General features: G+C 65.7%; 16 protein-coding genes. 11 read left to right on the forward strand and 5 right to left on the reverse strand.

What is annotated here, in order from left to right:
- Positions 1-52 precede the first annotated feature (52 nt).
- From EDE12_RS13545 to EDE12_RS13555, 3 genes are all read right to left on the reverse strand, one after another.
- Positions 53-448: a hypothetical protein gene (locus EDE12_RS13545; RefSeq protein WP_051592441.1), complete on the reverse strand. Its 396-nt coding sequence runs from the start codon at positions 446-448 to the stop codon at positions 53-55.
- A 149-nt stretch (positions 449-597) separates the two neighbouring features.
- Positions 598-3,048 (reverse strand): TonB-dependent receptor, encoded by a 2,451-nt coding sequence (locus EDE12_RS13550; protein WP_051465511.1) that lies wholly within the window; start codon positions 3,046-3,048, stop codon positions 598-600.
- A gap of 189 nt (positions 3,049-3,237) precedes the next feature.
- Complete coding sequence (locus EDE12_RS13555; RefSeq protein WP_024879691.1) at positions 3,238-3,576, reverse strand: hypothetical protein; 339 nt, start codon at positions 3,574-3,576, stop codon at positions 3,238-3,240.
- Between the two features lie 250 nt (positions 3,577-3,826).
- On the opposite strand from EDE12_RS13555, the gene apaG reads away from it, so the two are divergent.
- Together apaG and argE are read left to right on the forward strand one after the other, a co-directional pair.
- Entirely contained in the window at positions 3,827-4,219 is a 393-nt protein-coding gene (gene apaG, locus EDE12_RS13560; protein WP_024879690.1) for a Co2+/Mg2+ efflux protein ApaG, read from the forward strand.
- Between the two features lie 9 nt (positions 4,220-4,228).
- Entirely contained in the window at positions 4,229-5,401 is a 1,173-nt protein-coding gene (argE, locus tag EDE12_RS13565; RefSeq protein ID WP_026598460.1) for an acetylornithine deacetylase, read from the forward strand.
- A gap of 27 nt (positions 5,402-5,428) precedes the next feature.
- Here argE and EDE12_RS13570 read toward each other — a convergent pair whose 3' ends face one another.
- Positions 5,429-5,833: a hypothetical protein gene (locus EDE12_RS13570; RefSeq protein ID WP_198022760.1), complete on the reverse strand. Its 405-nt coding sequence runs from the start codon at positions 5,831-5,833 to the stop codon at positions 5,429-5,431.
- 434 nt (positions 5,834-6,267) lie between these two features.
- Here EDE12_RS13570 and yajC point away from each other — a divergent pair, with 434 nt between their 5' ends.
- From yajC to EDE12_RS13605, 7 genes are all read left to right on the forward strand, one after another.
- Positions 6,268-6,558, forward strand: a complete 291-nt coding sequence (yajC, locus tag EDE12_RS13575; protein ID WP_036290817.1) for a preprotein translocase subunit YajC — start codon at positions 6,268-6,270, stop codon at positions 6,556-6,558.
- 88 nt (positions 6,559-6,646) lie between these two features.
- Entirely contained in the window at positions 6,647-8,236 is a 1,590-nt protein-coding gene (secD, locus tag EDE12_RS13580) for a protein translocase subunit SecD (RefSeq protein WP_026598459.1), read from the forward strand.
- An 11-nt stretch (positions 8,237-8,247) separates the two neighbouring features.
- Entirely contained in the window at positions 8,248-9,222 is a 975-nt protein-coding gene (secF, locus tag EDE12_RS13585) for a protein translocase subunit SecF (RefSeq protein ID WP_024879685.1), read from the forward strand.
- On the forward strand, positions 9,222-9,602 hold the full coding sequence (locus EDE12_RS13590; RefSeq protein WP_026598458.1) for an MTH938/NDUFAF3 family protein: 381 nt from the start codon (positions 9,222-9,224) through the stop codon (positions 9,600-9,602). Before secF ends, EDE12_RS13590 begins: the two co-directional genes overlap by 1 nt.
- Positions 9,603-9,619: 17 nt before the next feature.
- The gene (locus tag EDE12_RS13595; protein ID WP_026598457.1) at positions 9,620-10,498 is read left to right on the forward strand and encodes a squalene/phytoene synthase family protein; all 879 of its coding nucleotides are present in this window, start codon (positions 9,620-9,622) and stop codon (positions 10,496-10,498) included.
- A gap of 97 nt (positions 10,499-10,595) precedes the next feature.
- Positions 10,596-11,975 carry an ActS/PrrB/RegB family redox-sensitive histidine kinase gene (locus EDE12_RS13600; protein WP_026598456.1) on the forward strand — a complete coding sequence of 460 codons (1,380 nt, stop codon included), beginning with the start codon at positions 10,596-10,598 and terminating at the stop codon, positions 11,973-11,975.
- Positions 11,976-12,012: 37 nt separating this feature from the next.
- The gene (locus EDE12_RS13605; RefSeq protein ID WP_026598455.1) at positions 12,013-12,612 is read left to right on the forward strand and encodes an ActR/PrrA/RegA family redox response regulator transcription factor; all 600 of its coding nucleotides are present in this window, start codon (positions 12,013-12,015) and stop codon (positions 12,610-12,612) included.
- 30 nt (positions 12,613-12,642) lie between these two features.
- Here the strand turns inward: EDE12_RS13605 and EDE12_RS13610 are convergent, their stop codons facing one another.
- Positions 12,643-13,098, reverse strand: coding sequence for an MmcB family DNA repair protein (locus tag EDE12_RS13610; protein WP_026598454.1), 456 nt, complete (start codon positions 13,096-13,098; stop codon positions 12,643-12,645).
- Between the two features lie 111 nt (positions 13,099-13,209).
- On the opposite strand from EDE12_RS13610, the gene EDE12_RS13615 reads away from it, so the two are divergent.
- Positions 13,210-14,292 (forward strand): polyamine ABC transporter substrate-binding protein, encoded by a 1,083-nt coding sequence (locus EDE12_RS13615; protein ID WP_051592440.1) that lies wholly within the window; start codon positions 13,210-13,212, stop codon positions 14,290-14,292.
- Between the two features lie 78 nt (positions 14,293-14,370).
- On the forward strand, positions 14,371-15,501 hold the full coding sequence (locus EDE12_RS13620) for a glycosyltransferase (RefSeq protein WP_134188123.1): 1,131 nt from the start codon (positions 14,371-14,373) through the stop codon (positions 15,499-15,501).
- Positions 15,502-15,564: the final 63 nt, after the last annotated feature.

Here is a 15,564-nt window from a genome sequence, read left to right on the forward strand (position 1 = left end):
CGAAGCGATGATCGGCGCCCGCTTACGCGGACGGTCGAATTCGGTTGGAAAGTCAGATGGAGAGAGGCGGCGCCCGTGCGCGCCGCGCATGATCCGCCGCAAAGACCACGGCGCGCGCGACCGGCGCCGGCCATTGCGCCGCGGCCCAGTCGGACGAGACGACGCCGGAGACTTCCGGCCGCGCCGCAAACGGCCCCGCGCCGCCACAACATAGAGCGCAGAGGTCGCAAAGTCCGGGGCCGATATCGGCGTGGCCGATTGGAGCGGCCGAGGTCGCGTCAGAGGCTTGGGTGAGGGAGGCTTCAGTGAGAGAGGTTTGGTCGGCGAGAGTCGCGCAAATCTGCCCCTGGCCGAGCGCGGAATGGGCGAGCCCTGCCGTCGCGGACGCGAGGGCCTGAACGGCCAGCGCCAACGAAAACAGCAATATGCCAGCCAAATTCCGACGCATGAAAGCTCCTGCCTGCGACGGGGACAGAGTCTGTCGCAAATCACCCCGCGGGGCAAGAGAGCGAGCGACGGGGAATGTGATGCGCCGCAGCATCCCCTCCCCGCCTCCGTTTTTGGCGCCGCTCGAAATTCCGTTCGAGCGGAAGGCCCTTACTTCGCGCCGAGCTTCACATCAGAGAACATGCCCGAAGCCGGACCGCCGAAGTCGTATTTCAGACCGAGGAAATAGGTCCGCTGCGGATAGGGGTTCGGATTGACGTAGTATTTCCACCGGCCGATGTTGTCGATTCCGGCGTTCAGCGTCCATTCCCTGGTGATCTTATAGGTCGCCTTGGCGTCGAAGACGAGATATTCGCTGTCCACGCTGCCATAGTTATTATGGTTGAAGTCTGAGTTGTTGAGGCTGACGAAGGCGCCCGTCGCATAGCGCATGCCCGCCGAGATGGAGAACTCGTCGGTCGGCGCATAGGAGGCGACGGCGCGGATGCGGATGCGCGGAATGCGCGGATATTGCATCCCCTGCACCCAGGGCTGCTGATAGTCGGACACGACCTTGGCGTCGGTAAAGGTCACGCTGCCATTGAAGTCGAGGCCCTTCCAAACAACGTCCTTCAGCACGACGGCGCCTTCGACGCCGCGGAAGATCGCCTTTCCGACATTGGAGTTCTGCGTCACGCCGACGCCGGTGGAGAAATCCGTCTGCGAGACGATTGCGTTCCAACGATGGTCCATGAACAGCGAGACGCGCGGCCGCGCCTCGCCGATGAGGCCGTCGAACACATTGGTCGTGACATATTCGCCAGTCAGGTCATAGGAGGTGCCGCTTTCCGGCTGCAAGTCCGGGTTGCTGATCGAGATGGAATTGGGACCAGCGATATTCTGGAACAGCTCCAGCACCGTCGGGAAGCGATAGTAGCGCCCCAACGAGCCGCGCAGATTGAGGTCTGGAAAGACTTGATATTCGATCGCCGCCTTGGGCGAGAAGGTCGGCTTGGCGACAGACGGCAGATAGGGCGGCGTGACCAGCGACGGCGGCCAGCCGGCGAAACCGGGCGTGTATTTTTGGCCGAGCGTGTTGTTGACGCCGCCAAAGGCGCTCCAGAACTCCTCGCGACCGCCGAAGGTCAGCTTCCATTTCGGCGCGAACTCCCAGACGTCTTGCAGATAGACGGCTTTCGTCTCCGTTTTTCCGTAGTTTATCGCCTGGATGGAGTAGTAGTAATTATCGGTGAAGACATTGGTGTTGGTCAGCGTCTGCGAGAGCGAGTAGAGGTCCCAATGCGCGCCGATCGAAACCTCGTGCTTGCCGAGATCGGTCCATTCCGGGCGCCAGATTCCGCGCGCGTCGAAGGTGCGCCAGAAGGTGCCGGTCTGATTGGTGTTGGAGCCCCGAGGATCGATCGAATAGGCGGTTCCGGCCGCATTGGGCAGGAGACCATAGGCCTTGGCGGTGTTGTTGTAGTCGCGCAGGAAATTATAGGACGTTCCCGAGAAGTCGAAGTCGAAGACGCCTCTGGTGTCCGACTTGAACGAGAGCGCCTGCATCAGATGCGAGGCGTTGCCATGGCTGGGATTAACGGTGAACGGGAAGACGGCGCTGCCGACCTGCACATTGCCGTTCTGGGTGTTGTAGATCGGAACGCCATTCGCGTCGCGGATGTAGGTCGTCGGGCGGGTATTGTCGACGAGCGACCAGAAGCCGAGCTGGTAGGCGGCGTGGATCTTGGGCGCGAGCTCATAGTCGAGCTTGATCTTGCCCATGTGCTGCTCTGAATGGTCGGCCTGATTGGCGCCGCCCACGAATCGCGGATTGCCCGCCTGGTCGATGTCCGCGTAGCCGCCGAGAATGCGCGCGCCGGAGCCGGATTTGACATTGCCGCCCGGGAAGGTCTGCGACTGCCCCTGCGCGTCGAGCCGGTCATAGCTGGCCCAGAAAGAGAAATCATTGATCTTGTCGCCGACGAGAATATTCATGTCGCCGGCGAGATTGGTCTCCTTGGAGCCATAGAGCGAATAGGGCTGCAGGCCGGCGTTGCCGGAGAAGTGAAACTCGAAATTCTCCGGCATACGCGTCGTGATCGCCATCACGCCGCCCATGGAATTGCCCGGATAGAGGGCCGAGAAAGGCCCGTAGACGAGGTCGATGCGGTCGATCTCGCCCGGCGACACCATGCCCCAGCGCGGCGCCGTGTTAAAGGAATTGCCGAGCAGATTGGAAAGCAGAATATTGTCGGCGTAGACGAGGTTCTGCGCGCCGGCGATGGGCGAGTTCACGCGCGTCTGCAAAATGCCGTTGCGATCGCCGATGAAGCGCTCGCGCACCAGCACGCTCGGCAGATATTTCATCGTCTCGGCCGTAGTCATTACATTGACCGTGCGGTCGATGTCGGCGCGGGTGACGCTCTCCACCACGGCGGGGATGTTCTCGGGTATGGCGCGGCGGACCGGGACCGCCGCCGGAGCCGGCGCTTGTCCCTCGGAGCCATTCTGGGCGCCGGCGATATCGATGCCGGGAAGCGCCTCCTGCGCCTGCGCCGCAGCGGCGAGCGAGAAAGCCAGCGCGCAGGCGGAGACGCCGCGCAGCAGATGACGATGGTTCATTTTTTTCCTCCTGCGCCTTCGGACGGGCGCTTTCGGACCTGTCGCGGCCGCGGCCTCTCGAGGGCCGGCGCGCGCAGTCTCGACGATGACGGGAATGCTGATGGCGCGCGTTCCAGCAAAGCGCCATGCGCTTTAGCGAAACGTCTCACGGGCTCACGCCGCCGGCCGAGCGGCCGCAGCGTTATCGCTTCAGGAGATGCCGGGGGGCGCGCGGGCGCGCTGCGCCTGGGGGAGACCGAAGCCGAGCCCGATGCTCGCGCCGAATGTCCAATCCGCCTCGGCGACGCTGCGCCGGTCGAGCGCATGGCCCGCGACGGAAAAGAGAAGGAAAGGCGAGAAGCCGGCGAGGCAGCTCTGGCAGGCGATGCAGGCGCCGGCGTCCCTGTGGCCGCCGATCGGCGCGCGGCGATCGGCGGTTCCGTCGATCGCGGCGCAATAGGCGTCCCCGCGGCCATGCGCGGCCGCCGGCGGAGCGCCGAGCGCATAGACCACGCTCAGCGCCTGAAGCGCCAGAGCGACAGCCGCCAATAAGCCGCGGAGAGAAAATCGACGCATCGCCACCTGTCGCCGTCGGGAAAGATTATTTCCTGCGGCCGAAGCTACGCGCAGCCGAAGGCGTGGGCAATCGAGCCGATACGCCGCCGAGGAGCTTTTCCTTGACCCGTGTCAATTATGTCACAGATTTTGCTACGCGGAGATGGCTCGGCGCCGGCTTTCACAGTGGGCGGCGACGCATTCCACATTTCCCTTCGGCGCGATGCGTCCTAGAGTAGGTCCCATGTATATATCCATCACAAGAGACATTCAGGTCACTGCTCTGCCGGACTTTCTCCACGAGCAGTCGGACCCCGCCAACGATCGCTTCGTCTGGTCCTACACGATCGAGATCGCCAATCTCGGCAAGGAGCGCGTCCAACTCCTGTCACGTCACTGGATCATCATCGACGCTTATGGGCGCAAGGAAGAGGTGAAGGGACCGGGAGTCGTCGGCGAGCAGCCGGTGCTCGAGCCCGGCGAGACGTTCCGCTACGCCTCGGGCTGTCCGCTCACGACGCCCTCCGGACTGATGAAGGGAAGCTATACGATGATCACCCCCCACGGCGAGACCTTCGACATAGAGGTGCCGGCCTTTTCGCTGGACAGCCCGCTCTCCAAGCCGACGCTGAACTGAGCCAGGCGCATGTCAGGCGACATTTCGACGATCGAGCGCGCGATCGAGCTGACCGGACGGCTCGTCGCTTTCGACACGGAGAGCTCCAAGTCTAATCTGGCGCTCATCGATTTCGTCGAATCCTATTTGCGCGCGCAGGATGTGCCCTGCATTCGCGCGCCCAACGCGACGGGCGGCAAGGCGGCGATCTTCGCGACGATCGGCCCGCCGATCGCGGGGGGCGTCGTGCTTTCCGGCCATACGGATGTGGTGCCGGTCACGGGCCAGAGCTGGACCGCCGATCCCTTCACCCTGCGTCGCGAAGGCGACCGGCTGCTGGGCCGCGGCGCCGTCGACATGAAGGGCTTCTGCGCCGTCTGCCTCGCCATGATTCCCGAGTTCAAGGCGGCGGGGCTCACGCGGCCGATCCACATCTTCCTCAGCTATGACGAGGAGACGACCTGCCTCGGCCCGCTCGATCTCCTGGGGCGCCTCGGCTACGATCTGCCGCGGCCGGCCGCCGCTGTGATCGGCGAGCCGACTTCCATGCAAGTCGCCGACGCGCATAAGAGCGTGACGACCTTCGTCACGCGGGTCCGCGGCTATGAGATTCATTCCGCGAATCTGCATCGCGGCGTCAGCGCCGTGCATGTCGCTCTGCTGCTCGGCGCGGAGCTGCTGCGAATCGGCGAGGAGCTGGCCGCGGCGGGCGATCCGACCGAGCGGTTCGACCCGCCCTACTCCACTCTGCATATCGGCGTGATAGAGGGCGGCACGGCGCGCAATATCGTCGCCAAGGACTGCGTCTTCCATTGGGAGGTCCGCGGCGTGCCGGGAACCGACGCGGCCCGAATCGTCGAGGAGAGGCTTTCCGCCTATTCGGCGGAGCTTATGCAGCGTTACTTCGCGCCCTTCCCCGGAACCGGCATCGAGACGCGAATGGAGGTGGCGGTTCCGGGCCTCGCACCGCAGCCGGGCTCGCCGGCGGAGACTCTGGCGCTACGTCTCGCCCGCGCCAATCGCACTATCGCCGTACCCTACGCCTCCGAGGCCGGACACTTCCAGCAGACCGGCATTCCGAGCGTGATCTGCGGCCCCGGCCGCATAGACGAGGCGCATCAGCCGGACGAATATATAGAAGTGGGCGAGCTCGCAGCCTGCGTCGACTTCATGCGCGGCCTCGCCCGAGAGCTCGGCGCCTGAGAGCGCCGAGCTCTCGGGCGTGAGCCTTTAGTAGCAGGCCCAGACCCAATAGCCGGCCCAACGCCAGCACGGCCCGACGCCATAATTATACCAGCGCCCATGCCAATAGCGGCCTCGTCCGCCGTGGCCATAGGCGGGTCCTCCGCGCCAGCCGGGGCCGCCATGCCAGCCGCCGCCGTAGCCGCCGCCATGGCCGCCACCGTGCCAGCCGCCACCGCCGTGACCGCCACCGTGCCACCCGCCGCCACCGCCGCCGCCGTGACCGCCACCGTGCCAACCGCCGCCGCCGCCGTGACCGCCACCGTGCCAGCCGCCACCGCCATGGCCACCACCATGACCGCCGCCACCGCCGCCGTAATGCTGAGCAAACGCTTCCGACGGCAGCGCGAGCGCGGCGCCCAGCGCGGCGACGAGCGATAATTTCTTGAACATCGGAATTTCTCCTCACTTCGCTTCGAAGCGCGCGGAGCCCCTCCACCCCGATGCTTCCGAGAGGCGACATAATCCCCCGCCGAGGCCGCCGACTGTGAGTTGTCGCACAGACCTCGCCGAATTCCTATTGCCGAAGGCGCCGCAGCGCGGCGCCGGCCGCCATTGATTTCGGGATAGGGCCGGCTATAGTCCGCGCCCGTTGCAAGGCGGCTTCCTGCCGGCACGAAGGCGCGCGCGCCGCTTCTAAGAGATCGAACATGAAATTGATCCAGACCGCCCAAGCTCAGACCGACGCTCCTGCGGCGCCTCCCGCTCCGCCCGCCCCGGCTGCTCCCCCCGTTCCGGCGGCTCCCTCGGCGCCGCCCGTCCCGCCCAGCACGACAGTGCAGACGGCGCCGGATGTGGGCGCTCCCCCGGCGGCTCCGGCTCCCGACATGATCACGCAGCTCGTTCCGCTGCTGCTCGTCACCATGATCGTCTATTTCATCGTGCTGCGTCCGCAGGCGCGCCGTACGAAGGAGCAGAAGGAATCGCTGAAGAATGTGCGCCGTGGCGATACGGTCGTCACCAGCGGCGGGCTGATCGGCAAGGTCACCAAGACCATCGACGACGCCGAGGTCGAGGTCGAGATCGCCCAGAACATCCGCGTGCGCGTGCTGCGCTCGGCCGTCACCGAGGTGCGCGCCAAGGGCGAGCCGGTGAAGGATCAGGCGGCCTCGCGCTAGCCTTCTTTCAGAACGCGACGCATCCATCCCGGCCGCCTCCCGGCGCCGGGACCTTTCTTTTAGGACCGCCTCACAGGACCGACGATCCATGCTGCGCTTCGCCACCTGGAAGATCATCGCCATTCTGGCGCTGACGCTCGCCGCCGTTCTCGTCGTCCTCCCCAGCATGTTCGCGCCGGCGAGCGTCAAGGCGCTCGAAAACGCCCTGCCCTCCTGGGCGCAGCCGCGCACCATCGTGCTCGGCCTCGATCTGCAAGGGGGCTCCTATGTGATGCTGGAGGTAGACAAAGCCTCGGTGCTGCACACGCAGGTGACCAATCTGCGCGACGACGTGCGCCGCATCCTGCGCGAGGAGAAGATCGCCATCACCGGCGGCATAGGCGCGCAGACGCGCGGCGTGCAGCTGCGCATCCCCGACGCCGCCGAGCGCGCCAAAGTGCTGCCGAAGTTCCGCAATCTGGCGCAGGGCTTCGGCGCGAAAATCGGCGGCGCGCCGCCGCTGGAGGTGCGCGATTCGGGCGACGGCCTAGTGCAAATCGTCGTCACCGATTCCGGCGTGACCGACAAGGTCCGCCACGCGGTCGATCAGTCGATCGAGGTCATCCGCCGCCGAGTCGACGCGCTCGGCACGCGCGAGGCCAGCATTCAGCGCGAGGGCGACGATCGCATCATCGTCCAAGTGCCCGGCCTGCAGGACCCGGAACAGCTCAAGACCATTCTCGGACAGACCGCCAAGCTGGAGTTCCGCCTCGTCGCCGAGCCGGGCCAGAGCCAGTCCGAGCTCGAGGAGCTCGACCAGGTCGACCAGCCGGGCAAGATCGCCATCGAGAAGCAGATCATGGTGCAGGGCGAGGATTTGACCGACGCCCAGCCCGGCTTCGACCAGCAGCGCGGCGGCGAGCCGGTGGTCAATTTCCGCTTCAACATTCGCGGCGCACAGAAATTCGGTGAGGTCACCTCCAAGAATGTCGGCCGGCTCTTCGCCATCGTGCTCGACAATAAGGTGATATCGGCGCCGCGCATCCTGCAGCCGATCACCGGCGGCTCCGGCCAGATTTCCGGCCATTTCACCGTCGAGCAGGCCAACAACCTGTCGATCTTGCTGCGCGCCGGCGCCCTGCCCGCCAAGCTCGACATCATTGAGGAGCGCACCGTCGGCCCCGGCCTCGGCCAGGATTCGATCGACGCCGGCAAGCGCGCCGCCTATGTCGGCGCCGGCCTCGTCGTCGTCTATATGCTCATCACCTATGGCGTGTTCGGAATCTTCGCCAATCTGGCGCTGTTCGTCCATATCGCCTTCATCTTCGCCGGTCTGGTGCTGCTCGGCTCGACGCTGACGCTGCCGGGCATCGCCGGCATCGTGCTGACGATCGGCATGGCGGTCGACTCCAATGTGCTGATCTATGAGCGTATTCGCGAGGAGCAGCATGCCGGCCGCTCGATCCTCGCCGCGCTGGACGCGGGCTTCAACCGCGCCTTCGCGACCATCGTCGACTCCAATGTCACAATGTTCGTCGCCGCAGCGATCCTCTACTTCCTGGGCTCCGGCCCGGTGCGCGGCTTCGCCGTGTCGCTCGCGCTCGGCATTCTGACGACCATCGTCACCGCCGTCACCATGACGCGGATGATGATCGCGGTCTGGTATCATTACGCGCGCCCGACGCGCCTGCCGATCTGAGGGTGAAACAGATGAAGCTGCTGCGTCTCGCCCCGGAGAACACCAAGTTCCCCTTCATGCGGTTCCGCCGCGTGAGCTACCCCTTCTCGGCCGTGCTCTCGATATGCTCGATTCTGCTGTTCATCTTTAGCGGCATGAATTTCGGCATCGACTTCGCAGGCGGCACGGTCATCGAATTGCGCGCCAAAGCCGGCCAGGCCGAGATCGCGACCCTGCGCCAAACGATCGAGAAGCTCGAGCTCGGCGACGTCGAGGTGCAATCCTTCGGCAATCAATCCGATGCGACCGTCCGCTTCGGACCGCAGAAGGGCGGCGATTCCGCCCAGCAGGCGGCGGTCGAAAAGGTCCGCAGCTCGGTCGGCTCGGATTATGAGCTGCGCCGCGTCGAGGTGGTCGGCCCGCGCGTCTCCGGCGAGCTGGTGCAATCGGGAACGCTCGGCGTCGTGCTGTCGATCATCGCCGTGCTGACCTATTTGTGGTTCCGCTTCGAGTGGCAGTTCGCCATCGGCGCCGTGATCGCGACGATGCACGATCTCCTGCTCACAGTCGGCTTCTTCTCGCTCACGCATCTCGAATTCAATACGACGTCGATCGCGGCGATCCTGACCATCGTCGGCTATTCGCTGAACGAGACTGTCGTCGTGCTCGACCGTATCCGCGAGATGATGCGCAAATACAAGAAGATGCCGACAGATCAAATGATCGATCTCTCGATCAACGCCGTGCTGCCGCGCACGATCATGACGGCGACGACCGTGTTTCTGGCGCTTTTCTCGCTGGCGATCTTCGGCGGCCATGTGATCCGCTCCTTCTCGCTCGCGATGATCTGGGGCATTTTCGTCGCCACCTATTCCTCGGTCTTCATCTGCTCGCCCATGCTGATCTATCTCGGCCTGCGCAATGAGGATGCCGACAAGGCGCCGGAGGCGGCGCCGAGCAAGGGCTCCGCCAAGGCGACGACGCGCGCCAAGCCCAAAGCGGCCTGATGGCCGAGCATGGTCGAGGCTTCGTTCCGGGCCGCTACAGGATCGAGACCTATGGCGGCGGCGGCTTTCGCTTCGCGGAAATGTCGCATCGCGGATCGCTGCTCGCCCTGCCCTCGGGGATTCATGCGCTGGAGGCCGTCGCCGCGGCGGAGATCGACGAGGCCACGCTCGCGCCGCTCTTCGACGAGAGCGCCGGCGCGGTCGAGCTGCTGATCTTCGGCTCAGGCGAGAATTTGCGACCGCCCTCCGCCGCCTTGCGCGCGCGGCTGAAGCAGGCGGGAATCATGGTCGAGGCCATGGCCACCGGCGCAGCCGTTCGCACCTATAATATGCTGCTCGACGAGGACCGCCGCGTCGCCGCCGTGCTGATCGTGGTGTGAGCCGAGGTTTTTCGCCCATGGACGAGGCCGCGACGACCGAGCGCGAGACGGAGCTCGCCGACCATTACCGCCATTGCGAGGCCGCGCTGCGCGAGCAGGATCTCGACCTCTGGCTCGCCTGCCTGTTCGCGCCGGCGCAGGCGCGGCCGCATCTCCATGCGATCGGCGCTTTCTGCGCGGAGATTTCCAGCGTGCGGGCGCGCGTCTCGCAGCCGATTCTCGGCGAGATGCGGCTGCGCTGGTGGTACGATTCGCTGGAGGCGCCGGCCGATAGCGAGGGCGCCCGCGCCCATCCGATCGCCGACGCTCTTTTCGATACGCTCAACCGCTGCGCCATCCCCCGCGAGGAGGTCGTCGAGCTGCTCGAGGCTCATAGCTTCGATCTCTATGACGAGCAGATGGAGAGCCTCGCGGCGCTGGAGACGTATAGCGACCGCGTTTTCGGCGCGCCTCTGCGCTGGCGCGCCCGCGTCATCGACGCCGAGGACGCCGCACGGCAGGACGAGGCGCTGCGCTTCGCCGGGCGCGCCTATGGCCTCACGGCGATTCTGCGCGCTCTCCCCCGCCATTTGGCGCAGGGTCAGCGATTCTTGCCGCTCGATCTTCTCGCGCGCCATCGCGCCGAGAGCGATTTCGTCGAGGCGAAGCTCACGTCCGCGCTCGCCGCCGCTCTGGCGGAGCTGCGCGGCAAGGCGCGCAATAATTTCGAAAAGGCGCGCAAAGCCGTGCGCGGCGATGGCGCGGCGCGCGCGGCGCTGCTGCCCGCAGCATTGATTCCGCTCTATCTCGGCGCGATGGAGCGCAAAGGCTTCGATCCGCTCCATATGATCGCCGAGCCGGCGCAATGGCGGCGGCAATGGCGGCTATGGCGCGCGGCAAGGGGGCGCGGCATATAGTCCTGCGGAAAATCGCTGCGGAGCACGGGCGAAACGCGCTACAAATCGCAGAGCCGCGCGTCTCGCGCTGCTGCAATTTTCGAGACGACGACGCCTCATGACAAACTCCGCCGACGCCGATTTCGGCCATCAGGCCCGCCAGCTTCGCGTCGACACGCTCATCATCCTGCGCTGGCTGGCGATCGCCGGCCAGACCTTCGCGACGCTCGTCACCTTCTTCTATTTTCAGTTCGATTTTCCGATCGGGCTGAGCTTCATCGCCATTGCGACCTCGGCCTGCCTCAACGCCGCGCTGCGTCTGGCGACGACGCGCACCTTCCGCCTCGACGACGGCGAGGCGGCGCTGCTCTTGTCCTATGACATATTGCAGCTCTCGGCCCTGCTCTATCTCACCGGCGGCGTCGCCAATCCTTTCGCCATGCTGTTTCTGGCGCCGGTGATGATCTCGGCCGTGTCGCTGCCGCGCAAGCTGACCATTCTGCTCGGCGTGCTGATGATCGCCTCGGCGACGATACTGACCGTCGAGTTTCAGCCTTTGCCGTGGTACGAGGGCGTCGAGCTGCATTTCCCGCTGCTCTATCGCACCGGCGTCTGGACCGCGCTGGTGCTGAGCGCGGCCTTCGTCGGCCTCTACGCCGCGCGCGTTTCGGACGAGGCGCGGCAATTGTCGACGGCGCTGGCGGCGACCGAGCTGGTGCTGGAGCGCGAGCAGCATCTCTCGCAGCTGGACGGCCTCGCGGCCGCCGCCGCGCATGAGCTGGGCACGCCGCTCGCGACCATCGCCGTGGTGACGAAGGAGCTGCAGAAATCCGCGCCCGCGACGGCGCCGGCGCTCGCCGACGATCTCGCTCTGCTCGCGCAGGAGGCGCGGCGCTGCCGAGACATTCTGCGCAAGCTCGTCTCGCTCGGCCAAGCAGATACGGGCGGCCTGCTCGACATGCAGACGCTCGAGACCATGCTCGAAGAAGTGATCGAGCCGCATCGCGCCTTCGGCGTGGACATAGAGCTGACGCGGCGCGGCCCACCCGCCGAGCCGAGCTTCTCGCGCAATCCCGGCATCGTCTACGGCCTCGGCAATCTCGTCGAGAACGCCGTCGACTTCGCCCACTCGCGCGTCCGCATAGAGGCCTTGTGGTCCAAGGAGCTCGTCGTCATCGTCATAGAGGATGACGGCCCCGGCTTCTCGCAGGCGATTCTCAATCGCCTCGGCGATCCTTATGTCAGCGGACGTCCGACCGATCGGCGCACCAAGAACGAGCCCGGCTCCAGCCTCGGCCTCGGCCTCTTCATCGCCAAGACGCTGCTCGAACGCTCCGGCGCGACCGTGACGACGGCCAATGTGCAATCCCCGCAGACAGGCGCCAAGGTGACGATCTCCTGGCCCCGCACGGCGCTGGAGCGCTCCGTCGGCGCCGCCGAGGGAGGCGGGCGCGAGCGTGGCTTAGACCAACAAACGCCTTCGTCCGACGCGGCGTGATGCTATATTGAATAATCCCAAACCAGGACGACGACGCATGATCGACGACGCTGGCGCAGCCGAACACACCGATTTCGATGCGGCCGTGGAGGCCGCGCTCGGGGAGCTCCCGCAGGAGCGCTCGCTGCTGATCGTGGAGGACGACAAGCCCTTCCTCAGCCGACTCACGCGCGCGATGGAGGCGCGCGGATTTCTCGTCACCGCGGTCGAGAGCGTCGCCGACGGACTGGCAGCCGTCGAAGCCGCCCCGCCCGCCTTCGCCATCATCGACATGCGGCTCGGCGACGGCAATGGCCTCGACGTCATCTCCTCGCTCAAGGTGAAGCGGCCGGACGCGCGCGGCATCATCCTCACCGGCTATGGCAATATCGCCACGGCGGTGACGGCGGTGAAGCTCGGCGCCTTCGACTATCTGGCCAAGCCCGCCGACGCCGACGAAATCTATCATGCGCTGATGGCGACGAAGATCGACAAGCCCGACGCGGTCGACAATCCCATGTCGGCGGATCGCGTGCGCTGGGAGCATATTCAGCGCGTCTATGAGAGCTGCGACCGCAATGTGTCGGAGACGGCGCGCCGCCTCAACATGCATCGCCGCACCCTGCAGCGCATATTGGCCAAGCGTGCGCCGAGATGAGCGCGCCGCGATGACGCACGGCGGCGCGGGTCAGAATTCGTCGCGATGCAGGGCGTAGTGAAGCCGCTCCGCCGCCGCGCCGGCGAAACGCAGCAGCATGGCCTTGCGGCTGGCCGGAGCGAGCTTATGGACCGGCGCCTCGCGCGTCAGCATGGCGCCATGCGCGTCGGCGACGATGAGGCCGGCGTCCGCGGGAAAGGCCTCCTCGGAAAGATCGCAGGGAATGGCGAAATAAAAGCGATCACAATGGAGGCGATAATCCATCCATTTGCGATCGGCGCGGAAATCGGCGAGCGAGCTCTTCACCTCGATGATGCGCAATGCGCCATCCGGCGCGAGAGCGACGAGATCGGCCCGCCGCCCGCCCGGCAGCGGCAGCTCCGCGAGGACGGAAAAACCCGCCGCGCGCAAATAGCGGCGCGCGCCGCGCGTCACGAGACGGGCGTTTTGCTCGCGCAGACTTTCCAGCGGAGAGGCGGACTCCATCGCATAATCTCGGAATGGCGGGAGAGCGAGAGGTCGGCCATTGTGCCCATGAGGCGACGCGCCGCGCAAGCGGCGAAGCAAATCGCCGGGCGTTGAGGGAGAGCAGGTCGAATGAGAATCCTCGCCGCATGTCTGTTCGCGCTCGGGGGCGCCATGGGCGCGCAGGGCGCCGAGCGGGTCGTCAACATCTTCAATTGGAGCGATTATATCGACCCGCGCGTGCTCGAGGATTTCACCCGCGAGACGGGCGTCAAGGTCGTCTACGACACCTATGATTCCAACGAGATATTGGAGACGCGCCTGCTCGCCGGCGCCGCCGGCTATGATGTCGTCGTTCCCTCGGCGACCTTTCTGCAAAGGCAGATCAAGGCCGGCGTCTATCGCCCGCTCGACAAGAGCCGGCTGAAGAATATCGACAATGTCTGGCCGGAGATCGCGCAGCGTCTCTCGCGCTATGATCCGGGCAACGCCCATGCCGTGAGCTATATGTGGTTCACCACCGGCGTCGCTTATAATGTCGCAAAGATCAAAGAGCGCATCGGCGACAAGCCGATCACCTCCTGGGACCAGGTGCTGAAGCCGGAAAATCTGCGCAAATTCGCCGATTGCGGCGTCTATGTGCTCGATAGTCCCGAAGATCTCTTCTCGATCACGCTCAATTATCTGAAGCTCGATCCCAATTCCAAGGATCCGGGCGACATTCGGCGCGCCGCCGATCTGCTCTCCGGCCTGCGGCGGCACATAAAGAAATTCCACTCCTCGGAATATATCAACGCGCTCGCCAATGGCGACATTTGCCTCGCCATCGGCTGGGCCGGCGACAGCTTCCAGGCGCGCAATCGCGCGCGCGAGGCCGCCAATGGCGTCGAGATCGCTTATGTGATCCCGCAGGAAGGGACGTTGATGTCGCTCGACAGCCTCGCCATCCCCAAGGACGCGCCGCACCCGGACGAGGCGCATCTCTTCATCGATTATCTGCTGCGGCCGGAGGTCGCCGCCCGCAACACCAAGATCACCAATTTCGCCAATGGCGTCGGCGCCTCGCGGCCGCTGGTGGACAAGGAGATCGCCGACAATCCGGCCATCTATCCCGATGCGGCGACGATGAAGCGCCTCTTCACCGTCACGGCGCCGGATCAGCCGATCCAGAAGATCGTCACCCGCGAATGGACGCGGGTGAAGACCGGCCGCTGAGAAAAACGGTTCGCCTCTTGCTCCGAGTGGGATGGCGGCGCCGCCGCCGTCTCATTCTGAAACAGGACGGAGCCATCGATGATCCGCGCGACCGAACGCAAGAAGACGCTGTTCCTGGTCTCGACGGCCACGCAGCCTTGCGGCGTCGAATCCTTCGCGCGCCATGTGGCGGCGCGCTGGGGCGAGCTCGGCCTCGAGGCGCAACGGCTCGCCGTCTCCGGCAAGCTCGGCGATTGGGCGGCGATCTGGCACGCGCTCGGCGAGGTCGACGCCATTGCGATCAATCTGCCGGTCGTGGCCTGGAAAAAGGTCGTGCTGACGCCGCTCGTCGCGCTCATCCTCGCGCTGCTACGCGGGCGCGGCCGTGTCCTCGTCCTGCATGAATGGGCCGATCTCGACTGGCGCCGCCGACTCATCGTCTCCGTCTACGCCCTCTTCGCGCAGCGTTTCGTCTTCTCCTCGCCCTTCGTGCGCGAGGGCTTCGCCAAAGGCGCCGTCACGCGCTTTCTGGCCGCCCGCAGCGCCATCGCGCCCATCCCCTCCAATATTCCGCCGACCGCGCCGGACGGCCCCTCCCCGCTCGCCGCGCGCATAGAGGCCGCGCGCGCCGAGGGGCGCATCGTCATCGGCCATTTCGGCTCGATCTATCCCAAGAAGCAATCCGACTTCGTGCTCGATGTCGCAGCGAAGCTGCGCGACTCCGGCCGGCCGGTCCTCTGCCTCTTCATCGGCGGCTTCGTCAAAGGCGTCGATCGCATCGAGGAGGATTTCCGCGCCAAGACGCAGGCGCTCGGCCTCGCCGAGGATTGCCTCGTGACCGGCTATGTCGACGGCCCGCGCGATCTGCATGCGCTCTTTGCCGAGGTCGACTGCTTCCTCTATCGCTTTCCCGAAGGGCTCACCTCGCGCCGCGGCAGCGTGCTCGCCTGCCTGCAATCCGGCAAGCCGGTGATCGTCAATGCGCCGCGCGAGGCGGGCGAATTCGACCATCATCGCGCCTATCGCCGCGCCATCGCCGACGGCTCGCTGAAGCTGCTCGCCAATGACGCCGATGCGCGCGCTTATGCGGACTGCCTCGCGCGCACGGAAAGCCTGCCGTCACGCTCGCTCTCGCCGCTCTACGATCAGTGCTGGCGCGACGCGGCCGCCGCGATCGCCGCCACGCTCGACGTCGAGCCCATGAGCGCCGCGCCGTTTCCGGCCGAGTGAAGAGAAAGGCCGGCCGCTAGAGTGTTTTCGAGCGAAGTGGGAACCGGTTCGCATGAAAAAAAC

The sequence above is a fragment of the Methylosinus sp. sav-2 genome (genome assembly GCF_004366495.1).
Taxonomy (GTDB): domain Bacteria; phylum Pseudomonadota; class Alphaproteobacteria; order Rhizobiales; family Beijerinckiaceae; genus Methylosinus.